The organism is Streptomyces sp. JL2001, from assembly GCF_050917515.1.
Lineage (GTDB): Bacteria > Actinomycetota > Actinomycetes > Streptomycetales > Streptomycetaceae > Streptomyces.
In genome coordinates, this window is the sequence record NZ_CP169421.1 from 3,779,604 (window position 1) to 3,801,008 (window position 21,405).

Here is a 21,405-nt window from a genome sequence, read left to right on the forward strand (position 1 = left end):
CGGTCCCCTCCCATGCTATGCAGCGGCCGTGTCCGGTTCGGCCGCCACCGCCGCGGACCGCTTCTCCGAGCGTTCGGCGCGGTGGAGCAGCGCCGCCGCGAGCAGGCCGCCCGCGAAGACGGCGATGGCGCCGACGAGTTGACTGGTCTGGAGTCCGGAGGCGAAGGCGTCGGAGATCCCGGCCCGTTCGGCGTCGGTGCCGGCCGCGGCGAGTGCCGCGGGGAGCGAGGTGGCGGTGACGGCGACCAGGGTCGCGAAGCGGGCGTTGAGTACGGCTCCGAGTACCGCGACGCCGAGGCCGTTGCCGAACTCGGCGAGCGTGCCGTTGACGCCGGCGCCGACTCCCGCCTTCTCCGGCGGGATCGCGCTCATGATGGCGTTGGCCATGGCGGGGGACGAGACGGCGATGCCGCCGCCCATCAGGAGCAGGCCGAGGAGCATCCCCCCGTAGCTGCCGTCGGTGCCGCCGCCGAGCAGCGCGATGGAGGTGAGACCGCCGGCGACCAGGGTCATGCCGAGGACGACGGTGGGCGGGGTGCCGAGCCTGGTGACGATCCTCGGGCCGATCCCGGTCAGGTTGAGGGCGACGATCGTCAGCGCGAGCGGGGCCATCCGCAGGCCGGCCTCCAGCGGCTCGTACCCGAGGACGAACTGCAGGTGCTGGGTGAGCAGGAAGAGCGAGCCGCCCATGCCGAAGACGACGAGGATCGAGCCGGCGACGGCGCCCACGAACTTCTGGTTGCGGAAGAAGTGCATGTCGAGCATGGGGTGCGGGGTGCGCAGCTCCCACAGGGCGAAGGCGCCGAGGACGAGGACCCCGACGGCGGCCGGCAGCAGCACCTCGGCGGAGGTCCAGCCGTGTTCGGGGCCGGTGATGATCGCGTAGACCGCGGCGGTCATGCCGAGGGTGGAGAGCAGGGCGCCGAGCAGGTCGGGGCGTTCGCCCTGCGGGTTCTTCGACTCGGGGACCAGTTTCAGCACGGCGACGAGTGCGACCGCCGCGACCGGGAGGTTGACGAGGAAGATCATTCCCCACCAGAAGTGGTCGAGGATCACGCCGCCGATGAGCGGTCCGCCGGCGAAGCCGAGGGAGGCCACGGTGGACCACAGCGCGATGGCCTTGACCCGCTCGGAGTCGTCGAAGATCTGCATGACGACGGCGAGCGTGGTGGTCATGAGCAGTGCGCCGCCGACGCCCATGCCGGCGCGGGCGGCGATGAGCTGGGCGGTGGTGCCGGCGAGGCCGGCGGCGAGCGAGCCGAGGCCGAAGAGCGCGAGGCCGGCGGCGAGCAGCTTCTTGCGGCCGTAGCGGTCGGCGGCGTTGCCGGCGGTGAGCAGCAGGCCGGACTGGACGAGCGAGTACGCGTTGATCATCCACTGGATGTCGGTGGTGGACGCGTGGAGTTCGGAGGTCAGCGACGGGATGGCGACGCTGAGGACGGTGTTGTCGAGCAGCACGGTGAGCTGGGCGAGGCAGATGACGCCCAGGATCAGCCAGCGCTGCGGGTGGCCGCCGGTGGTCTGTCCGGCGGTGGGTTCGGTACCGGCGGTCGTCGCCGTCACAAGGCCCCCTTGTACGGTGTACGTGAGTCGAGCTCGTACACCGTACAAGGGGGCTCTTACGCTGTATAGCGATTTACTTCCGGGCCACTCCCTCCGGGGATCCCGGCGCCGGAGATCCCGCGGCCGGAGCTACTTCTTCCGGGTCAGGTCGTAGAAGGTCGAGCCGTCGAGCGTGACCTGCTCGAAGGTGGCGGTGACCCATGCGGAGATCTCCGAGCTCGTGCCGCCGCCGGGGCCCATGCCCCCTCCGCCGCCCCCGCCGATGAAGTAGTGGATCTTCCCCTGGGCCACGTACTGCTTGAACTGCGCGAGGGTCGGGGACGGGTCGCTGCCGTTGAATCCGCCGATCGCCATGACGGGCTTCTCGGTGGCGAGCTGATAACTGGCGGCGTTCTGGGCACCGATCGCGGCGGCGGCCCAGGTGTAGTCGTCCGCGCCGTCGAGCAGCGCGGCCCTGGCCCGGGAGCCGACGCTCGCGCCGTTCAGCAGCCCGCCGGCACCGCCACCGCCCGGGCCGAAGCCTTCGAGACCACCGTCGCGCCGCCCCTGGCCGTCCTGCGCACCCTGGCCGTCCCGCGCGCCCTGCGGCGGGGTACCGCCGGGCATGCCCTGACCCTGGCCGCCGGGCATCAGGCCCGTGCCGCCGCCGGGGCCCTGACCCGCCGGGCCGCCCTGGCCGCCCGGCATGGCGCCGCCGGGGAACTGGCCGTTCCGGCCACCCTGCCCGTCGGCGGCAGCCATCCGCCCGCCACCACCCGGACCCCGGCCGCCCATGGCGCCACCCGCCGGACCGGCCGTCACGATCGAGCCCTGGTGCCCCGCGTCGACCGTCGCCAGCGTGTACGCGAACGGTCCCGCGAGCCCCGCCGCCAGACCGAGCCCGGCGACCCCGAGCCCGATCCGTCGGTCGACCCGGCCGGCGAGCAGCAGCCCGAGGGCCGCGACCACACCCGCGACCAGCACCGCCCAGCGCAGCCAGGGAAGCCAGTCCGGCGTCCGGCCGAGCAGCACCCAGCCCCACACCGCCGTGGCCGCGACCGACACCGCCAGCGCCGCCGAGGCGGCGAAACGGGTCCGCTCCTCCCACAGCACGCTCGCGCCCATGCCGACCAGCGCCGCGATGTACGGCGCCAGGGCCACCGTGTAGTACTCGTGGAAGATGCCGGCCATGAAGCTGAAGACGGCCAGCGTCATCAGCAGCGAACCTCCCCAGACCAGGAACGCGGCGCGGGCCGTGTCCGTGCGCACCGCGCGGCGCGTGACCAGCAGGCCGGCGACCAGCAGGATCAGCGCGGCCGGCAGCAGCCAGGAGATCTGGCCGCCGACGGCGTCGTCGAACATCCGCCCGATGCCGGTCTCGCCCCAGCCACCGCCACGGCCGCCGCCACCGGGCATGCCCGCCCCGGTCGGCAGCTCGGCACCCGCGAACTCGGCGCCGCCGGGGGCGCCCCCGCCGCGGGCCCCGCCGCCCACGCTCCCGGTCTCGTCGCCGTTGAGCCGGCCGAGCCCGTTGTAGCCGAAGGTGAGCTCCAGGAAGCTGTTGTTCTGCGAGCCTCCGACGTACGGCCGGGAGGACGCCGGCCACAGCTCGACCAGGGCCACCCACCAGCCGGCGGACGCCACCACCGCGAGGCCGGCGAGCGCGAGCCGGCCGATCCTGCGGCCGAGACCGCCCGGCGCGCACACCACGTACACCAGGGCCAGCGGCGGCAGGATGAGGAACGCCTGCAGCGTCTTGGCGAGGAACGCGAATCCGAAGGCCACCCCGGCCCCCACCAGCCACTTCGTCCCGCCATGCTCCAGTGCCCGCAGGACGCAGTAGACGGCGACCGTCATGAGCAACGCCAGCAGCGCGTCCGGGTTGTTGAAGCGGAACATCAGGGCGGCGACCGGCGTGAGCGCGAGGACGGCGCCCGCGATCAGCCCGGCGCCCGCGCCGAACCGGCGCCGGACCGCCGCGTACAGGACCGCCACGGTCGCCACGCCCATCAGCACCTCGGGCACCAGGATCTGCCAGGAGCCGAGCCCGAAGAGGCGGACGGACAGGGCCATCGGCCACAGCGCGGCGGGCGGCTTGTCGACGGTGATGGCGTTGGCCGCGTCGAGCGAGCCGAAGAAGAACGCCTTCCAGCTCTCGCCGCCGGCCTGCACGGCCGCGGAGTAGAAGGAGTTGGCGTAGCCGGAGGCGCTCAGGTTCCAGAGGTAGAGCGCGGCGGTCGCCAGCAGGAGCCCCAGGAAGGCCGGCCGGACCCAGGGGGCGTCGTCGGGACGTCCGCGCCAGAGCCGTACGGGCCACGGGCGGGCGGGCCGGACGTGAGTCGTCGAGGTCATCGGGAGGTCCTTGCGGTGGAGTCGGAGTCCGGGAAGACCCAGAGCCGGAAGAGGAGGAAACGCAGCACGGTCGCCGCGAGGTTGGCGGTGATCAGCACCGCCAGCTCGGTGGAGTGGGCCGGGTCGCCGCCGACCGCGCCGAGCGCGGCCAGCGAACCGCTGGTCAGGGCGAGACCGATGCCGAACACCACGAGACCCTGCGCCTGGTGGCGGACTGCGCGGTCCCGTCCCCGCACCCCGAAGGTCAGGCGCCGGTTGGCCGCGGTGTTGGCGACGGCCGAGACGAGGAGGGCGGCGGCGTTGGCGGGCTGGGGGCCGGCGCCCGTGCGGAAGAGCGAGTAGAGCGCCAGGTAGAAGAGGGTGGACAGGGCGCCGACCACACAGAAGCCGACCAGCTGGCGGGCCAGTCCGCGCGGCACCCCGGCGAGCCGGCGGTCCCGCGGGTCGTCGCCGAAGGGGCGGGCCAGCCGGTCCAGCGGCAGCGAACCCGTCGCGAGCGCCCGCCCCACCCGCCAGACGCCCTTCAGGTCCTCGCTCGCCGTCCGCACGATGTGGACGCTGGAGTCGGGGTCGTCGACCCAGTCGACGGGGACCTCGTGGATCCGCAGCCCCGCCCGTTCGGCGAGCACCAGCATCTCCGTGTCGAAGAACCAGCCGGTGTCCTCGACCATCGGCAGCAGCCGCTCGGCCACCTCCCGCCGGATCGCCTTGAACCCGCACTGGGCGTCGGAGAACCGGGCGGCGAGCGAGCCGCGCAGGATCAGGTTGTAGGCCCGGGAGATGAACTCCCGCTTCGGCCCGCGCACCACCCGCGAGGAACGCGCCAGCCGGGAGCCGATCGCCAGGTCCGAGTGACCGGAGATGAGGGGCGCGACGAGCGGCAGCAGCGCGTTGAGGTCCGTGGACAGGTCCACGTCCATGTAGGCGAGGACGGGCGCGTCCGAGTGCGACCACACCGTCCGCAGCGCACGGCCGCGCCCCTTCTGCTCCAGTCGCACGGCGCGCACCTCGGGCAGTTCGTCGGCCAGGCCCGCCGCGACCACCGGGGTGCCGTCGGTGGAGGCGTTGTCGGCGACCGTGATCCGGAAGCCGTAGGGGAAGGTGCGGGAGAGGTGCTCGTGGAGCCGCAGGATGCAGGGCTCCAGGTCCTTCTCCTCGTTGTGGACGGGAATCACCACGTCGAGGACGGGCCGCCCGGCCGCGCCCACGGGCAGGTGTTCCCGGGCGGGAAGGGTGCCGGGCGTGGGTCCCGTTGTCGATTGGGTTCGCATGGCCACGACCCTCGCCGGGGCCGCTGTCACGGCTGTGTGATGAGCCTGTGCCCTGCCTGTGAGTCGGAGGCGCCGGCCGCCGGGACGGTGTCCTCCGCGAGGCTGCCGAGGGGCAGCGACACGGCGAACACGGTCGCGCCGGGCCTGCTGCGCACGGTCACCTCGCCGCCGTGCGCCACGGCGACCGCGCGGACGATCGCCAGGCCCAGGCCCGTGCTCCCGCCGCCCGCACGGCGTGCCCGGGAGGCGTCGCCGCGCGCGAAGCGCTCGAAGACGGACGGGAGGAGGTCCGCGGGAATGCCGGGGCCGTCGTCCTCGACCTCCAGCACGGCCCGGCCGCCGTCCCCCCGCACGCGGGCGGTGACCGTCGTGCCGGGCGGGGTGTGCGTACGGGCGTTGCCCAGGAGGTTGACGAGGACCTGGTGCAGGCGGGCGTCGTCCGCCTCCACCGTCACGGCGTGCCCGGGGAGTTCGAGGCGCCAGTGGTGGTCCGGGCCGGCCGCGCGGGCGTCGGAGAGGGCGTCCACGACCAGCGGCGCGAGCTCGGTGCGCCCGCGGGACAGCGGCCGGCCGGCGTCCAGCCGGGCGAGCAGCAGCAGGTCCTCCACCAGGCCGGTCATCCGGGTGGCCTCGGACTCGATCCGCCCGAGGGCGTGCCGGGTGTCGGGACCGCACTCCTCCCGGCCGCGCCGGGTCAGTTCGGCGTAGCCGCGGATCGAGGCCAGGGGGGTGCGCAGCTCGTGGCTGGCGTCCGCGACGAACTGCCGGACCCGCGTCTCGCTCTGCTGGCGGGCGTGGAGCGCGGAGTGGACGTGGTCGAGCATCCGGTTGATGGCCGCGCCGACCTGCCCGACCTCGGTCCGCGGATCGGCCTCGGGCACCCGCTGGTCGAGCGCCACCTCGCCGCTGTGCAGGGGGAGTCCGGAGACCTGGGTGGCGGTCGCGGCGACCCGGCGGAGCGGCCGGAGGGCGATCCCCACCAAGGCGCCGCCGGCGAGCGACGCGGCGACCAGCCCGGCGCCGGTGACGCTCAACTCGACCAGGACCAGGGTGGAGAGCGAGTCCTGGACCTCGGCCAGCGGTATGCCGGTGAGGTAGTCCCCGCGGGCGCCGGAGGCGTACTCCACCCGGTAGTCGCCGAGACCCCCGGGGAGTTCGACCGTGTGCGGCTCGCCGTCGCGCGGGACGGCGGCGAGGGCGGTCCGCTGGGCCGAGTCGAGGGAGGTCGACCGGGGGCCGTCGTAGGGCTCCCCGTTGCCGTCGAAGACCTTGGCCTCCTTCAGCTCGCCGTCCACGACCTCCGCGCCGACCGTGCCCAGCGGAGTGCCGGGCCCGAGGACGAAGCCGAGGGGGCTCCGCGGGCTCTGCGGAACGTCGGGGGCGCCGGGCGGGCCGGCGGCCCGGTTCGAGACGCCGCGCAGCTGCCGGTCGGCCTGGTCGTACAGGTAGGAGCGGAAGGCGAGCGTCGTCACCGTCCCGATGACAGCCGCGACGACCGCGATCAGGGTGACGGCCGAGACCACGAGCCGGGTCCGCAGCGACCAGGGCCGGGTCCGCGGGGACCGCCGCGCGGCGCGCGGGGCGGCCGGACGGGACGAGACCGGCACGGACGGGGCGGGGCCCTGCGGGGGCGGGGCGGACATGCGGGGGCTACTCCCCCGGCTTGATGAGGTACCCGGCGCCGCGCCGGGTGTGGATCATGGGGGAGCGCCCCGCGTCGATCTTCCGGCGCAGGTAGGAGATGTACAGCTCGACGACGTTGGCCTGACCGCCGAAGTCGTACGACCACACCCGGTCGAGGATCTGCGCCTTGCTGAGCACCCGGCGGGGATTGCGCATGAGGTACCGCAGCAGCTCGAACTCGGTGGCCGTGAGGTGGATCGACTCGCCGCCGCGGGTCACCTCGTGGCTGTCCTCGTCGAGGGTGAGGTCGCCGACGGCCAGCAGCGACTCGCTGCGCGCCTGCGCGGCGCCGGAACGCCGGATCAGCCCGCGCAGCCGCGCCACGACCTCCTCCAGGCTGAACGGCTTGGTGACGTAGTCGTCGCCGCCCGCCGTGAGCCCGGCGATCCGGTCCTCGACGGCGTCCTTCGCCGTCAGGAACAGCACCGGCACCTCGGGCAGCTCGCGCCGCAGCCCGGCGAGCACGGACAGGCCGTCCATGTCGGGCAGCATCATGTCGAGGATCACCGCGTCGGGCCGGAACTCCCGCGCCACGCGCAGTGCCCCGGCGCCGTCGCCGGCACTGTGGACCTGCCAGCCCTCGTAGCGCAGGGCCATGGAGAGGAGCTCCGCCAGCGACGCCTCGTCGTCCACGACGAGGACACGGACGGCGGAGCCGTCGGGCCGGAGCATGTCGGTGCGCCGATGCGGCGTGATGGCGGTCATGCTGCCACGCTGTCCGCCGGTACTGAGATCTTCCTTGCCCTTACCTGTGAATTCCCTGAGAACCGTCCGGCTCCCCGGACCGGCCGGCGCGCGCCCCGTCCCGGCGCCGCCCCCGGGGCAGCGAGAACAGCTCGGCGGCGTTGTCGTGGAGGACCGCGCGGAACCAGTCGTCGCCGAGCCCGAGCCGTTCGAGCGCGTCCAGCTGGTGCGCGTACGGGTACGGGATGTTCGGGAAGTCCGAGCCGAGGAGGATCCGGTCGCCGAGGGCCAGCAGCCGCGGGCGCTCGTCCACGGGGAACGGCGCGAGACGTTCGCTGAAGTCCGTGAAGGCCATCGTGGTGTCCAGGTGGACGCCCTCGTACCGCTCGGCCAGGTCGAGGAAGTCGGAGTACTCGGGCATCCCCATGTGCGCGACGATCAGCCGCAGCCCGGGGTGGCGGGCCAGCAGCCGCCCGACGGGACCGGGCCCGGTGAACTTGCCGGCCGCGGGTCCCGAGCCGCAGTGCACGACCACCGGCACGCCGGCCTCGGCGAGCTCGCCCCAGCAGCCGTCGAGCAGCTCGTCGTTGGGATCGAAGCCACCGACCTGGAGGTGCACCTTGAAGACGCGCGCCCCGCCGTCCAGCGCCTGCCGGACGTAGCCGGCGACCTCCTGCTCCGGATAGAGGGTCGCCGTGTGCAGGCAGTCCGGGGTGCGGGCCGCGAAGTCGGCGGCCCAGCCGTTGAGCCACCGGGCCATCCCGGCCTTGTGCGGGTAGAGCATCGAGGTGAACGCGAGGACCCCGAACTCCCTCAGGAGGGCGACGCGGCGCTCCTCCTCCTCGCGGTAGGTGATGGGCCACTCCAGGCCGGTGAGGGGCCCGACGGCGTCGAAGTACGCCCACACCTTGTCGAGGACGTTCTTGGGCATGAAGTGGGTGTGGACGTCGACGAGTCCGGGGAGCCCGAGCCGCTCGGCGAGGGCCCGGGGGTCAGTCCCGTTCAAAGCCGTAGCTCCGCTCGACCTTGCCGATGTGGACGCTGTAGCTCTCGTACCAGTGCTCCCGCCCGTGCCGCTTGGCCGCCTGGTGCTCGGCGTTGTGCTGCCAGGCGGTGAGGGCGTCGAGGTCGCGGAAGTACGCGACGGTGATGCCGAGGCCGCCGGGGGTGCGGGCGGACTCGTAGCCGAGGTAGCCGGGGATCTCCTGGACGAGCTCCTGCATCCGGGCGGAGGTCTCCGCGTAGCCCTCGGGGTGGTCCGGCCGGACCGAGGTGAAGACAGCCGTGTAGTAGGGCGGTTCGAGGCCCGCCACCGGTTTCGGGGTCATGTGGATCACCTTGGGCCGGGGGAGGCGGGCCTGTCCACGGGCGCCGCCGAAAGGGATCCAAGTCTTTACGGTCACCGGTCGGGGCGGGCAGGTCGGGGGGCGGCACCGGGTCCGGGCGGGGCGGCCGGCGGCACCGGGTCCGCGGCGGGTCCGTTCAGGCTCCGCGGTGGCAGGTCCGCGGCGGGTCCTCGGCAGGTCCCGTGCGGGTCAGAAGAGGCCGTCCTGGCGCTGCGGCGTGTGGCCGAGGACCGGTACGGAGACGGCTTCGCCGGGGGAGGCGGAGACGAGTCCCCAGCCGCTCATCAGCCGGGTGTCGAGGGCGAGCGCCCGCCCCGCCGGGTCCAGCAGGTGCAGGTCGGGGCCGGCGGCGGCGAGCAGCCGGCCGGAGACCGCGCCGCCGTCGACGAGCTCGGCGACGGAGCCGTCGAGCGGCGGCAGCGCGTCGAGCCGGAAAGCCTCGCCGTGGTCGTGCACCCGCGGGGGAAGCGGCTCCAGCGTCTCCGCCCATCCGGCGAGCCCGACTGCCCGCCGGTGCAGCTCCTCGATCTCGCGGGCGCGCTCGGCGACGGGCGGCAGGTCGTGGCGTACGGCGCGCTTCTGCGCGTACGGGATCCGGTCGGGCACCTTCAGCGCGTGCCGCAGCAGTTCCTCGGTCCGCCGGGCGGCCATGAGCGGGCCCCGCCCGAGCCAGCCGAAGGCGACGGCCCCCTGTTCCAGCAGCCGGGCGTCACCCCGGGCCTCCGCCGTGATCCCGACCTTGACCATCCCGGGCCCGAACCAGGCGAGGTACACGCGGTACGGCCGCGGGTCGTCGGCGGTCGTGTCCGCCGCCACCGAGTGCAGCCGGTCGAGGCGGGCGCACTCGGGGCACTGGCCGCCGGTGCTGCGGGCGGGCACGGTCGCGTCGAGCGGGCAGGGGTTGCCGCGGGCCCCGGGGCACCGGCGCGGCCCCACGGCCCGGAAACCGAGCTGCTGCCCGTAACCGAGCGCGGACACCCGCCCGCCCTCCCACCGCAGTCCCGGCACGCCGCCGTTCCACCGCAACCCGGCACACCGCCACACCACGTGCTCACTCCCGTCCCACGCCTCCGGAGCGACCAGTCTGCGCCACGGGACCACGGCCGCGGCGGCCTTCGCGCCGGGGCGCCCGGGCGCGTTCGGGTCCCGGAAGCCGCACGCGCCCCCGCACACCGTGCACCCGCCCAGGGACCCGTATCCCCCTGCCGGAAGCCGGGCGTCTCACGGACGGGCCGACGCCTCCTCCGCGGGGCACAGCATGCGGTGGTCCGGAACCACCGGATCACCGAGCGCCGGCTCGATCCCCCGGACGCGCACGGCCACCAACCCGTCCTGCCCGTGCACCAGCCGCCAACGGAACCGCGGGGGGACGTCCTTGGCGGGCAGCTCGACGGTGGCCAGCATGATCCAGCGGTCGTAGTTCGTCGGGAACACCCGCACCTCGGCGCCGCACTCCCGGCAGGGCGCCGGCTCGATCCACGCCGTGTCCTCGGGATCCGGATCGGGCCGGGGCGCGGCCGTGGCGCCCTCGTCCGCGGCCAGGTCGTTGGCGGCGCGGTTCCAGCAGGCGTCGCAGAGCACGGCCATGAGACTGATCCGGCCCCGCGCCCGCACGCCGGTGCCCTCCGTCCCACACCCCTGGCAGACCGATCCCGGAAAGTCCCCTGTCGCCCCCATACGCCCGAGTGTGAGCGCCGACACACGGTCCTGACAGGTCGCGATCCGGCCGCGTTGGCGCGGTCAGGACGGTGCGGTGGCCGCCTTGAGCCGGAAACCGACGGGGACGAGCCCGGTGACGCGGTCCGCCGCGCGGCGCCGGGTCCGCGAACCGGACGGCGCCCGCCGGCCGATCACGTGGGCGGCCCTCCTGAGTCACAACACCCGGGTGAAGCTGAGTAGGTGCGCTCTGCCCGGGCACGGGCACGAGGGGCGACGCTGGGACCATGCGACAAGGACCTCGGAACCTCACCCCCCGGCTGCCGGCGACACTCACGACGGCCCTGGCGGCGCTCGCGCTGTGGGCCGCGTGGCTGGGCTGGGACCAGCACCGCGACGTGCACCCCGACGGGTCGACGACCGGCCCGTACGAGGCCTGGCAGGTGATCGGGCTGGTGCTGACGCTGCTGGTGCCGGTGTACTGGGCGGCGTTCAAGGGCTACTTCGCGGACGCGGTCCTGGGCACCTCGGCCGGCCTGACCGTCGCCGCCTTCTACGACTGGTCGGACGACTCCAGCGGCCTCTTCGTGATCGGCGTCGGCATGGTCATGATCGGAAGCCTCGCCGTGACCGCCGGCGTGACCGCCGTGGTCGCGGCCGTCCACCGGGACCGCCCGCCGACTCTCCCCCGGGGGTGAGCGGGAACCACCGCCCACGGACCCCGCACCCGCGCCGGATTGCCACCCCGTCACCGCGCCGGGACACCCCGGAAACGCGAGAGGCCCCGGACTTTCGTCCGGGGCCTCTCGGGCTGTGCACTCGGCAGGATTCGAACCTGCAACCTTCTGATCCGTAGTCAGATGCTCTATCCGTTAAGCTACGAGTGCTTGTGCTTCCCGGCTTTTTTCTTGCCGGTCGGCGTTGCGTGGACAACATTACATGACCTGCGCCGTGACGCGAAATCCATTAGCCAGACCCCCTCTGACCTGCGAAAACACCCTCTGAGAGTGGTGGCGTGTCCGCCGGACGGGTGAAGGGGACACGGGTTCCCCACGGCCGGAAGGGGCGGGGACCGGCCCGAACGGGGTCCGAGCCCGGACCGGGTGGGGCCCGGGAAGGCAAGACCCGTGCGCGCCCGGAAACGGCCGAAGCCCCGGCCGTGGGGCCGGGGCTTCGGTAGGGGCGGAGGCGGAGGGATTTGAACCCTCGATGGGCTTTAAGGCCCAAACCGCATTAGCAGTGCGGCGCCATAGACCGGACTAGGCGACGCCTCCATGCACCCCGCGCGGGCGCGGATGGTGCGTGCAGATGATGACACAGGCGAGCCGTGCGTCACCAATCGCTTCTCACCGTACTAGTCCTCCGGGGCCCAGGGCAAAGCCCCGCGGCGCACTCCGGTTGCGCAACGAACGGCAGTACGGAGCGTTAGAGGGAGTGGGGCATCAACCGCCTGCCACCCGCGTCCCTGGAGTTCGTATGCTGCGCCGCTCTGTCCTCGCGACCTTCGCGACCTTCGCGACCCTCGCCACCGCCTCGGCCGCCCCCACCGCCGGCGCCGTCGAGGCCCCGGTGCTGGGGCCGATTCCGCCGCTGTCGCTGCTTGCGGAGGCGGACGGCCTCACCGTGACCGTCTCCAAGAGCGGGCACCCCAAGGCCGACGGCACCTTCCGGCTCGAGTGCGAGGGGCGGGCCGGCGGGAACCACCCGGCCGCCAAGGACGCCTGCCGGCGGCTCGACCAGATCGCGCGGCAGGGCACGGACCCCTTCCGGCCGGTCGACAAGGACCGGCTCTGCACCCAGCAGTACGGCGGCCCGGCCCTCGCCCACATCACCGGAAAATGGCAGGGCCGCAGCGTGGACGCCCGTTTCTCCCGGGCCGACGGCTGCGAGATCGACCGCTGGGAGAACCTGGAGCCGGTGCTTCCGATCGTGCGGGGGTGACGTGAGGATGACGGTCGGATCTTGCCGGAGGCATGCGACCGTGCCCCACGCCCGCCGAGCCTGCCCTTAGACTCCCTCTCAGTGACAGGCTGCGGCCCGCGGGGCAAGATGGGCGGCCAGCCGCCAGGCAAGGTGCAGTGGGTCAGGGAGGAAGCGTCGTCGTGAGCAGCAGGCCATCCCGAGGCGCTGCTCGCCTCGCAGCGATACTCGACGCCCTCCCCGACGGCCTCGTGCTCGTCAACTGCAACGGCACGGTCGTCAACGCCAACACCATCGCCCTCGGCATGTTCGAGACCCCCGGCACCGCTCTGGTCGGCCGCGGGCTGCTCGACCTGCTGCCCACCTTCGACTCCCGGCTGATCCCCGGGTCGATGCGGCTGCCCGAGGACGCCGACGAGCGGGGCCGCACCAAGCCGACCCGGATGATCGCGCGCCGCACCGACGGCAGCGAGTTCGCCGTCGAGGTCACCAGCGCCAATCTGGAGGACGGGCGCGAGGCCTACGACTCGTACACCGGCTACACCGGCGACGAGCTGCTCATGCTCGTCGTCCGGGACCTCACCGGCACGCTCGACACCGAGGCCGAACTCGCCCGCTCGCAGCGCCAGACCGAGATGATCCTGCGTGCCGCGGCCGAGGGCGTCGTCGGCACGGACACCGACGGGCAGGTCGTCCTCGTCAACCCGGCCGCCGCGCAGATCCTCGGCTTCCGCGCCAGCGATCTCGGCGGCAAGGAGCTGCACCCGCTCATCCTGCACTCCCGTCCGGACGGCGAGCCGTTCCCGTACGAGGAGTCGCCGCTCGCCGACACGCTCAAGTCCGGGCGCAAGCACCGGGTCCGCGGGCAGGTGCTGTGGGCGAAGAACGGCGACCGGGTACCGGTCGACCTGACGACCGCGCCGGTACGGGACGGCGACCAGCTCGTCGGCGCGGTGATGACCTTCACCGACCGGCGCCCCTACGAGAAGCTCTCCGAGAAGCACGCCACGGAGGTCGCCGACCTCACGGAGAAGCACGCGGCGGAGCGGGAGCGGCAGAACGAGCGGTTCGAGGCGCTGACCGCCCGGCACGAGCAGCTGACGGCCGTCCTCGGCGAGTCGCTTCGCGGGCCGCTGGAGGAGCTGCGCGCGGAGCTGTCCACGCTCGCCGCGGACGACGCCGGCCAGCTGTGGCCGGAGGCGAACCAGCTGCTGCACCACCTGGCCGCCGGATACGCGCGGATGACGACGCTGGTCGACAACGTCCTCGGGTACCAGCGCCTGGACGCCGGTGCGGAGGAGCTCGCCAAGAGCGTGGGGCTGCTCGACGGCATCGTGGCCGCCGGCGTCGACGGGGCCGTGGAGCTCATCGGGCCGGGCCGGGCGCAGTTCGCCGTGCACGCGCCGCCCATCGAGGCCGAGGTCGACGCGGGACGGCTGGCGACGGCGCTGGCGCACCTGGTCGCGGACGTGGCCGGGGTCGACTCGACCGGCAAGGCCAAGGTCGTGGCGGGTACGGGTTACGTCGACTCCACGATCGTGGTGGCGGCGGCGCAGCGCGGAGACGTCGTACGGATCGAGGTGCGCGGGCCGTACGCCGGCGGCGACCCGGTCCACCAGCCCATCGTGCGCGGGATCGTGGCGGCGCACGGCGGTGTGGTGCAGACGCACGAGGTGCCCGGGATGAGCGGCAGCGCGTACGTCCTGGAGGTGCCGCTCGGCGCCGGCCGGGGCACGGTGGCGCCGCCGCCCGCCCCCGAACCCGAGCCTCAGCCCGTACCGCAGGACGGCTCCGTGGGCGGCGGGCAGCTCGCACTGCCCGCGCAGGCTTCGGAGACCCAGGGCGGCGGGCGGCGGCGCGCCCGGCGGGCGTCCACCGACGCGTTCCTGGAGAGCCCTGTGGCGGTCGAGGGCGGTGCGGAGCCCACCGGGCGCCGTCGTGGGCGTACGGAGGCGGCTCAGGGCCCGGCGGAGCTGATCCCGGCCCAGAACGCCGGCACGGGCACGCCCGGTGCCGGCCCTGAGGCATTGCCCGGCGACGGCACGGGCGCCGTGCCGGTCGCGGCCGAGCCCACCGGACGGCGTCGCGGCCGTCCCGCGGAGGGCGCCGTGGTGACCGCGGCCGAGGGTGCCCAGGGGCGCGCCGCGCTCGGGAACACCGTGCCGCCGCAGGGTGTGCCCGCCGAGGCACCCGCCCTGGCCCGCGCGCTGCCCGCCATCGCGGGCGCCGGGGAGTCCACCGGGGACGGCCGGCCCACCGGTCGCAGGCGGCGCGCGCTCGCCGCCGCTCAGGAGCGGGCGGCGGCGGCCGAGTCCGGTCCGCGCACGCCGTTCGCGCTGCCGCCGGCGGACGCCGACCGGGGTGACCCGGGCCAGGGCGACGCCGCGGGCCCGGCCCCCGTGTCGGCCGCGGGGTCCCCGCAGCCGTCCGGACTCGTGCCCGCCGCGGGCCCGGCGCCGATGCCCGCGCCGATGCCGATGCCGATGCCCGCGCCAATGGTGGTGAGCGACGAGGGGCGGCACGACGCCGCCCGGTCCGGCCCGGACACCGATCACACGCCTCCGCAGGCGCACCCGCTGCCCGGAGCGACCGGCCGGCGTCGTGCCGCCGTCCGGGACGGGGCCGCGCAGGAGGCGCCCGCCGACGCGCCGGCCGCCGCCCAGGGGGCCGGAGCCCCGGCCGGCGGCACCGGCTCCGTACCGCTGCCGCCCGCGCTGCCGACTCCCGCCCGGCCGACGTCCGCGCATCCGACCCCGGCACAGCCCTTGCCCGCCGAGGCTCCGACCGACGTGACGACCACGCAGAGCGGCCGGGCGTTCAGCGTGCGCACGCTCGGGCAGGGCGTCCCCTTCGCCCAGCAGATCGCCGCGCAGCAGAACGGCCAGGGCACCCCGAACGGCCAGGGCACCCAGGGCGGTCAGAACGGTGCCTCGAACGGCTCCGGGCGGCGGCGCAGGCTCGCCACCCCGCCCGACGGCGACCGCACCGCCCAGCCGGCCGCGGCGACGTCGGCCGGGACGGCGACGGAGACCGCCGCCAAGCCCCATCCGCAGCCGGGCACCGCGCCCAAGCGGGTGCCCTCGGTCCCCGAAGGCCGTTCGTACGCCATAGGAGCGCCCGCCGAGGGCTCCGCCGAGGGGCCCGAGCCGCTGGACGGTCCGGGCGGCGCGGTCGAGGTCGCCAACAGGCCGCTGCCCCAGCCGGTCGACGACGAGCTGCCGCCGGAGCCGCTGGACAACCCGCGCCGGCTGCTGGTCTGGCCCGCCCCGGACGTCCAGACGCAGCAGGCGCTGAGCGACCGCGGCTACCGCCCGGTGATCGTGAACTCCCGCGAGGAGGTCGACGCGCAGATCGCCGCGTTCCCCGCCGCGCTCTTCGTCGACCCGCTGACCGGCCCCATCACCCGGACCGCGCTCCAGTCGCTGCGCCAGGCGGCCGTCGCCGCCGAGGTGCCGGTGCTGCTCGCGGCCGGGCTCGGGCAGGCGTCCCGGGAGGCGGCGTACGGCGCCGATCCCGCCGTCCTGCTCAAGGCGCTCGCCCCGCGGGACAGCGAGCAGCACCCGTCCCGCGTGCTGCTGATCGAGGAGCACGACGAGATCGCGGAGGCGCTCGCGGCGACCCTGGAGCGGCGCGGCATGCAGGTGGCGCGCGCCGCGGCGGACTCGGAGGCGGTCACGCTGGCCACGCAGATGCGGCCGAACCTGGTGGTGATGGACCTGATGCAGGTGCGTCGCCGGCGGGCCGGGATCATCGACTGGCTGCGGGCGAACGGGCAGTTGAACCACACGCCGCTCGTCGTCTACACCTCGACCGGTCTCGACGAGGCGGACCTCCCGAAGCTCGCGGCGGGCGAGACGGTCCTCTTCCTCGCGGAGCGTTCCACCACCACCGAGGTCCAGGCCCGGATCGTGGACCTGCTCGCGAAGATCGGCACCAACTAGGTCCCCGGGACAGGACCCAGGTCCTGTCCCGGGAAGCCCGGAAGGGCGACTCCACGTCGAAGGGGAGGGGCGTCGCGCCCCTCCCCTTCGTGCTCGCGCCGCTGTCACGGCCCTCGGTGGGCTACAGCTGCGTCACGTCCAGCTCGCCGTCCGCGTACTGCCGGCGGATCACCTTCTTGTCGAACTTGCCCACGCTCGTCTTCGGCACCGCCTGCACGATCGACCAGCGCTCCGGCAGCTGCCACTTGGCGACCGACTGCCCGAGGAACTCCTTCAGCGCCGCGTAGTCCACCGTGGCGCCCTCCTTGAGGACGACGGTCGCCAGCGGGCGCTCGCCCCACTTCTCGTCCGGTACGGCGACGACCGCGGCCTCGGCGACCTCGGGGTGCGCCATGATCGCGTTCTCGAGGTCGACGCTCGAGATCCACTCGCCGCCGGACTTGATGACGTCCTTGGCGCGGTCGGTGAGCGTGAGGTAGCCGTCCGGGCTGATGACGCCGACGTCACCGGTCTTCAGCCAGCCGTCCTCGCTGAACTTGTCGGCCGGGCGGATCGCCTCGCCGTCCACGCCGCCGAAGTACGAGCCGGCGATCCAGGTGCCGCGGACCTCCAGCTCGCCCGCCGACTCGCCGTCCCACGGGAGGTGTTCGCCGCCGGGGCCGACCAGCCGCGCCTCGACGCCGGCCGGGAAGCGGCCCTGGGTGACGCGGTAGGGCCACGCCTCCTCGTCGGTCAGTCCGGCGGGCGGGTGGGCCATGGTGCCGAGGGGGGACGTCTCCGTCATGCCCCAGGCGTGGCAGAGCCGGACGCCGAGCTTGTCGTACGCCTCCATGAGCGAGGGGGGACAGGCCGCGCCGCCGATGGTGACCTGGCGCATGGAGGACAGGTCGCGGGGGTGGGCGGTGACCTCGGCGAGGAGGCCCTGCCAGATGGTGGGGACGGCGGCGGCGTGGCTCGGCTTCTCGCGCTCGATCATCTCGGCGAGCGGGGCGGGCTGGAGGAACCGGTCCGGCATGAGCATGTTGATGCCGGTCATGAAGGTGGCGTGCGGCAGACCCCAGGCGTTGACGTGGAACTGCGGGACGACGACGAGGGTCGTGTCCTTCTCGGTCAGGCCCATCGACTCGGCCATGTTCACCTGCATGGAGTGCAGGTAGATCGAGCGGTGCGAGTAGACGACGCCCTTGGGGTCGCCGGTGGTGCCGGAGGTGTAGCACATGGCCGCGGCCGTGCGCTCGTCCAGCTCCGGCCAGTCGAAGGTGGTGGGCCGGCCCGCGATCAGCTCCTCGTAGTCGTGCACGCGCGGCGCGACGCCCTCGAGGACGGACCGGTCGCCGGGGCCCGCGACCACGATGTGCTCGAGGGTCGGCAGGTGCGGCAGCAGCGGCGCGAGGAGCGGGAGGAGGGAGCCGTTGACGAGGACGACCCGGTCGGCGGCGTGGTTGACGATCCACACCAGCTGCTCGGGGGGAAGCCGCAGGTTGAGGGTGTGCAGGACCGCGCCCATGGACGGGATCGCGAAGTACGCCTCGACGTGCTCGGCGTTGTTCCACATGAGCGTGGCGACCCGCTGGTCGCCGGTGACCCCGAGTTCGTCGCGCAGGGCGTTGGCCAGCTGGGTGGCACGTGCGCCCGTCTCCGCGAAGGTGCGGCGCTGCGGCTCGGGCTCGCCCGTCCAGGTGGTGATCAGTGACTTCCCGTGGATCGTCATCCCGTGCTTCAGGATGCGGGTCACGGTCAGCTGTACGTCCTGCATGGTGCTCAGCACGGCGTCCTCCCGGTGGGCGCTACGTGGCAGTAAGGGTGTGCAGATTCTGCGCACATACCACGCGGTATGTCACTACCCGGGAGTACGGAAATTGCCAGTGATCGCTGGCGGGGGCGGGGCGCCGGGCCCGTCCGGGCGTTCCGTCCGGCACGGAATCCGCCCTGCGGCGACGGAATCACGGGCCGGGACGGCCCTCACCGCACCGGAGTCAGCTCGGGATCCTCGCGGAGCTTGCCGAGCGCCCGCGACACCGCGCTCTTGACCGTGCCGATCGACACACCGAGCACCTCCGCCGTCTGCGCCTCGCTCAGGTCCTCGTAATACCTGAGGACGACCATCGCCCGCTGGCGGTCGGGGAGCTTCATCACGGCCCGCCACATGGCGTCGTGCAGCACCTGCTGCTCGGCCGGGTCCGCCTGGGGCAGTCCGGCCGGCTCGGGCAGCTCGTCGCAGGCGAACTCGTCGACCTTGCGCTTGCGCCACTGGGACGTCCGGGTGTTCAGCAGCGCGCGGCGGACGTACCCGTCCAGGGCACGGTGGTCCTCGATCCGTTCCCAGGCCACGAAGGTCTTGGTCAGCGCGGTCTGGAGCAGGTCCTCGGCATCGAACGGGTTCGCGGTCAGCGAGCGCGCGGTGCGCAGCAGCACGGGCCCGCGGGCCCGGACGTAGGTGGCGAACGACGGGTAGCCGGCGGCCAGGGCGGCGCGGCCGGCGGGCGCGGCGGCGACACCGGTGGCGGCCTTGGACGCGCCCGTGCAGACGGGGCCAGAGGGTGGCGGAGTCATGGTTCCACGCTAGGAGCGGGCGCGTGCCGGGGGATCGGCCCCAGGTCCCGACCCGCACTCCGCCTCAGGTTGTAGGGGTGGGGACAGCTGGACCTCCTCAAGGTGGAGAGCCACTCAGGGTCGGGACGGGGTGCGAGCGGGTGCGTGGCCCCGTGCCGCGGGCAGGACCGGACCTCGCGGGCATCCCCGAGGGGTCGGCGGGGAGGAGGCCCCCACCGGGTCGGGCCGGTGGGGTGAGGGCGGGCGCCGGTCAGTGGGAGACGGGGACGGACGGGTCGCCGGAGGCGATGGAGGCGACCGGCCCGTCGACGGCGTTCCGGTCGATGGTCAGGGTGCGGCCCCCGTACGACTCGCGGACGTTGCCCGCGTACTGGTGGATCCGGCCGTGCTCCAGCCAGGCGGGCATGGGCAGGGCGCTCTCCGAGTAGAGCGCGGGCTCGCCCAGCCAGCGCGCGAACCAGATCACCGCGGGAAGGTCCTCGTAGCCGGCCTTCCGCGCCTCCTCCATGTGCTGCACACCGCTGTCGGCACTGCTGTAGAAGCCCGGCAGATAGCCCTGCCCGCGGACCTCCCGGTTCCAGGCCCGGACGAAGAGCAGCGTGGTCTCGGTGCAGACGGAGTCGGTGAGCGGATAGGCCTCCATGTCGAGGTAGAGCGCGCTGCCCGGCGTGATCCCGAGCGCGGCGGCCGCCCGGACGGCGTCGGCCCCCTCCTCGGTGCCCTGGGTCCAGGGGTCGGCGCCGATCGGGACGTGCTTCTTGTTCTGGGCGAAGACGCAGGGCGCCTGCGAGCCGACGAAGACCGGGAGCAGTCGCCAGCCCTGGGCGTGCACCGAGGCGACCCAGTGCGAGGTCAGGTTGGGCTGCGCCGGGCAGCCCCGGCCGCGACCGCCGAAGTAGACGCCGACGGCCCGATACGGCGACGCGAGCCAGGCCTCCATCACCGCGAGCGACGGGGCCTCACAGGTGTCGAAGCCCTTCCCGGTGAAGTACCGGTACGTGACGGAGCCGCCGCCCGGGGCCGCCGGGGCGCCCCGGGCCTCGGATCCGGCCGTCCGAGGGGGACCGGCTCCGCGCGCGGAGCCGGTCGGAGGGGTGGGGGCGGCCGTCGCGGGGGCGACGAGCAGCGCGACGGCGAGAGCGGCCTGCAGGAGCCGCGCCCGTACGGACCGGTCGCGGTACGGCGCGGCGGCCGGGGAGCTGTTCATGGGGCGAGTGAAGAACGGTCCGCCCCGCCCGGCCACCGCTCGGGCCGGCTCCTCAGCCGTCCGTGCCCAGGATCAACCCGGACGTAGGAACCCCGGTACCCGCCGTGACCAGCGCCCGCGACGCGCCCGGCACCTGGTTCACGGACGTGCCCCGCATCTGGCGCACCGCCTCCGCGATGCCGTTCATCCCGTGGAGGTACGCCTCCCCGAGCTGGCCGCCGTGGGTGTTCAGCGGCAGCCGGTCCGCCGCCACGAAACCGGCCGCCTCGCCGGGCGCGCAGAACCCGAGCTCCTCCAGCTGCATGAGGACGAACGGCGTGAAGTGGTCGTAGAGGATGCCGACGTCGATGTCGCCGGGGGCCAGTCCGGACGTCCGCCACAGCTGCCGGGCCACCACGCCCATCTCGGGCAGACCGGTCAGGTCGTCCCGGTAGAAGCTGGTCATCGCCTCCTGGTTGCGTCCGGCGCCCTGCGCGGCGGCCACGACCAGGGCGGGCGGATGGCGCAGGTCACGGGCCCGCTCGGGCGTGGTGACGACGAGGGCCTGTCCGCCGTCGGTCTCCTGGCAGCAGTCGAGGAGGCGCAGCGGCTCGGCGATCCAGCGCGAGGCGGCGTGGTCGGCGAGGGTGATCGGCTTCCCGTGGAAGTAGGCGGCGGGGTTGCGGGCGGCGTGGCGCCGGTCGGTGACGGCCACGTGGCCGAACGCCTCGGGGGTCAGGCCGTACGTGTGCAGATAGCGCTGGGCGATCATGGCCACCCAGGAGGCGGGGGTGAGGAGCCCGAAGGGGAGCTGCCAGCCGAGCGCGGCACCCTCGGCGGAGGGTTCGCGCTGCTGGACGCCGGAGCCGAAGCGGCGGCCCGAACGCTCGTTGAACGCCCGGTAGCAGACGACGACCTCGGCGACGCCGGTGGCGACGGCGAGGGCGGCCTGCTGGACGGTGGCGCAGGCGGCCCCGCCGCCGAAGTGGATGCGGGAGAAGAACGAGAGCTCCCCGATGCCGGCGGCCTGGGCGACCGTGATCTCGGGGCTCGTGTCCATCGTGAAGGTGACCATGCCGTCGACGTCGGCGACGTCGAGCCCGGCGTCGTCGAGCGCCGCGTGGACCGCCTCGACGGCGAGCTTCAGCTCGCTGCGGCCGGAGTCCTTGGAGAACTCGGTCGCGCCGATGCCGGCGATGGCGGCCCGGCCGCCGAGGCTGTCGGCCCTGCGGACGCTCATGCCCGCTCCTCCCGTGCGTTCCGGGGTGCCG

General features: G+C 74.2%; 16 protein-coding genes and 2 tRNA genes. 3 read left to right on the forward strand and 15 right to left on the reverse strand.

The features are described 5' to 3' along the window. Nucleotides 1–15: 15 nt before the first annotated feature. The 9 genes from ACE1OA_RS16790 to ACE1OA_RS16830 all read right to left on the reverse strand — a co-directional run bounded on the left by ACE1OA_RS16790 (nucleotide 16) and on the right by ACE1OA_RS16830 (nucleotide 10,465). On the reverse strand, nucleotides 16–1,563 hold the full coding sequence (locus ACE1OA_RS16790; protein WP_432752981.1) for an MFS transporter: 1,548 nt from the start codon (nucleotides 1,561–1,563) through the stop codon (nucleotides 16–18). A 129-nt stretch (nucleotides 1,564–1,692) separates the two neighbouring features. Next, entirely contained in the window at nucleotides 1,693–3,894 is a 2,202-nt protein-coding gene (locus tag ACE1OA_RS16795; RefSeq protein WP_432752982.1) for a glycosyltransferase family 39 protein, read from the reverse strand. Beyond that, complete coding sequence (locus ACE1OA_RS16800; RefSeq protein ID WP_432752983.1) at nucleotides 3,891–5,165, reverse strand: glycosyltransferase; 1,275 nt, start codon at nucleotides 5,163–5,165, stop codon at nucleotides 3,891–3,893. The genes ACE1OA_RS16795 and ACE1OA_RS16800 overlap by 4 nt, the downstream gene beginning before the upstream one ends. Before the next feature lie 26 nt (nucleotides 5,166–5,191). Further along, a complete protein-coding gene (locus tag ACE1OA_RS16805; protein ID WP_432752984.1) occupies nucleotides 5,192–6,808 on the reverse strand; it encodes a sensor histidine kinase in 1,617 nt (538 codons plus the stop codon). 7 nt (nucleotides 6,809–6,815) lie between these two features. Beyond that, nucleotides 6,816–7,553, reverse strand: coding sequence for a response regulator transcription factor (locus tag ACE1OA_RS16810; RefSeq protein ID WP_147978700.1), 738 nt, complete (start codon nucleotides 7,551–7,553; stop codon nucleotides 6,816–6,818). A 40-nt stretch (nucleotides 7,554–7,593) separates the two neighbouring features. Further along, nucleotides 7,594–8,538, reverse strand: a complete 945-nt coding sequence (locus ACE1OA_RS16815) for an amidohydrolase family protein (RefSeq protein WP_432752985.1) — start codon at nucleotides 8,536–8,538, stop codon at nucleotides 7,594–7,596. Further along, a complete protein-coding gene (locus ACE1OA_RS16820) occupies nucleotides 8,525–8,860 on the reverse strand; it encodes an antibiotic biosynthesis monooxygenase family protein (RefSeq protein WP_356601237.1) in 336 nt (111 codons plus the stop codon). Before ACE1OA_RS16820 ends, ACE1OA_RS16815 begins: the two co-directional genes overlap by 14 nt. A gap of 207 nt (nucleotides 8,861–9,067) precedes the next feature. Then, nucleotides 9,068–9,925 (reverse strand): DUF2797 domain-containing protein, encoded by an 858-nt coding sequence (locus ACE1OA_RS16825; RefSeq protein ID WP_384867964.1) that lies wholly within the window; start codon nucleotides 9,923–9,925, stop codon nucleotides 9,068–9,070. Between the two features lie 174 nt (nucleotides 9,926–10,099). Then, nucleotides 10,100–10,465 carry a DUF6083 domain-containing protein gene (locus ACE1OA_RS16830; RefSeq protein ID WP_356601239.1) on the reverse strand — a complete coding sequence of 122 codons (366 nt, stop codon included), beginning with the start codon at nucleotides 10,463–10,465 and terminating at the stop codon, nucleotides 10,100–10,102. Between the two features lie 356 nt (nucleotides 10,466–10,821). Here ACE1OA_RS16830 and ACE1OA_RS16835 point away from each other — a divergent pair, with 356 nt between their 5' ends. After that, entirely contained in the window at nucleotides 10,822–11,232 is a 411-nt protein-coding gene (locus tag ACE1OA_RS16835) for a hypothetical protein (RefSeq protein WP_356601240.1), read from the forward strand. Nucleotides 11,233–11,348: 116 nt separating this feature from the next. Here the strand turns inward: ACE1OA_RS16835 and ACE1OA_RS16840 are convergent. Beyond that, nucleotides 11,349–11,421, reverse strand: a tRNA-Arg gene (locus ACE1OA_RS16840). Nucleotides 11,422–11,717: 296 nt separating this feature from the next. Further along, nucleotides 11,718–11,808: transfer RNA gene (locus ACE1OA_RS16845), tRNA-Ser, on the reverse strand. Between the two features lie 202 nt (nucleotides 11,809–12,010). Between ACE1OA_RS16845 and ACE1OA_RS16850 the strand changes: the two genes are divergently transcribed. Further along, nucleotides 12,011–12,475, forward strand: a complete 465-nt coding sequence (locus ACE1OA_RS16850; RefSeq protein WP_356601241.1) for an SSI family serine proteinase inhibitor — start codon at nucleotides 12,011–12,013, stop codon at nucleotides 12,473–12,475. 161 nt (nucleotides 12,476–12,636) lie between these two features. Next, entirely contained in the window at nucleotides 12,637–16,395 is a 3,759-nt protein-coding gene (locus tag ACE1OA_RS16855; protein ID WP_432752986.1) for a PAS domain-containing protein, read from the forward strand. Between the two features lie 121 nt (nucleotides 16,396–16,516). On the opposite strand, the gene ACE1OA_RS16860 is transcribed toward ACE1OA_RS16855, so the two are convergent. The 4 genes from ACE1OA_RS16860 to ACE1OA_RS16875 form a co-directional block, all read right to left on the reverse strand. Further along, entirely contained in the window at nucleotides 16,517–18,163 is a 1,647-nt protein-coding gene (locus ACE1OA_RS16860) for a long-chain fatty acid--CoA ligase (protein ID WP_432752987.1), read from the reverse strand. Nucleotides 18,164–18,357: 194 nt separating this feature from the next. Continuing rightward, on the reverse strand, nucleotides 18,358–18,948 hold the full coding sequence (locus ACE1OA_RS16865) for a SigE family RNA polymerase sigma factor (protein WP_356601244.1): 591 nt from the start codon (nucleotides 18,946–18,948) through the stop codon (nucleotides 18,358–18,360). A 250-nt stretch (nucleotides 18,949–19,198) separates the two neighbouring features. Next, complete coding sequence (locus ACE1OA_RS16870; RefSeq protein WP_432752988.1) at nucleotides 19,199–20,155, reverse strand: DUF1906 domain-containing protein; 957 nt, start codon at nucleotides 20,153–20,155, stop codon at nucleotides 19,199–19,201. A gap of 52 nt (nucleotides 20,156–20,207) precedes the next feature. Then, complete coding sequence (locus ACE1OA_RS16875) at nucleotides 20,208–21,374, reverse strand: lipid-transfer protein (RefSeq protein WP_386542937.1); 1,167 nt, start codon at nucleotides 21,372–21,374, stop codon at nucleotides 20,208–20,210. Between the last annotated feature and the right edge of the window lie 31 nt (nucleotides 21,375–21,405).

Bases quoted from the DNA above. Each gene is read 5' to 3' on its own strand.
- ACE1OA_RS16795 (WP_432752982.1), bottom strand. From the start codon at position 3,894: ATGACCTCGACGACTCACGTCCGGCCCGCCCGCCCGTGGCCCGTACGG.
- ACE1OA_RS16800 (WP_432752983.1), bottom strand. From the start codon at position 5,165: ATGCGAACCCAATCGACAACGGGACCCACGCCCGGCACCCTTCCCGCC.
- ACE1OA_RS16805 (WP_432752984.1), bottom strand. From the start codon at position 6,808: ATGTCCGCCCCGCCCCCGCAGGGCCCCGCCCCGTCCGTGCCGGTCTCG.
- ACE1OA_RS16810 (WP_147978700.1), bottom strand. From the start codon at position 7,553: ATGACCGCCATCACGCCGCATCGGCGCACCGACATGCTCCGGCCCGAC.
- ACE1OA_RS16820 (WP_356601237.1), bottom strand. From the start codon at position 8,860: ATGACCCCGAAACCGGTGGCGGGCCTCGAACCGCCCTACTACACGGCT.
- ACE1OA_RS16830 (WP_356601239.1), bottom strand. From the start codon at position 10,465: ATGGCCGTGCTCTGCGACGCCTGCTGGAACCGCGCCGCCAACGACCTG.
- ACE1OA_RS16835 (WP_356601240.1), top strand. From the start codon at position 10,822: ATGCGACAAGGACCTCGGAACCTCACCCCCCGGCTGCCGGCGACACTC.
- ACE1OA_RS16850 (WP_356601241.1), top strand. From the start codon at position 12,011: ATGCTGCGCCGCTCTGTCCTCGCGACCTTCGCGACCTTCGCGACCCTC.
- ACE1OA_RS16865 (WP_356601244.1), bottom strand. From the start codon at position 18,948: ATGACTCCGCCACCCTCTGGCCCCGTCTGCACGGGCGCGTCCAAGGCC.
- ACE1OA_RS16870 (WP_432752988.1), bottom strand. From the start codon at position 20,155: ATGAACAGCTCCCCGGCCGCCGCGCCGTACCGCGACCGGTCCGTACGG.
- ACE1OA_RS16875 (WP_386542937.1), bottom strand. From the start codon at position 21,374: ATGAGCGTCCGCAGGGCCGACAGCCTCGGCGGCCGGGCCGCCATCGCC.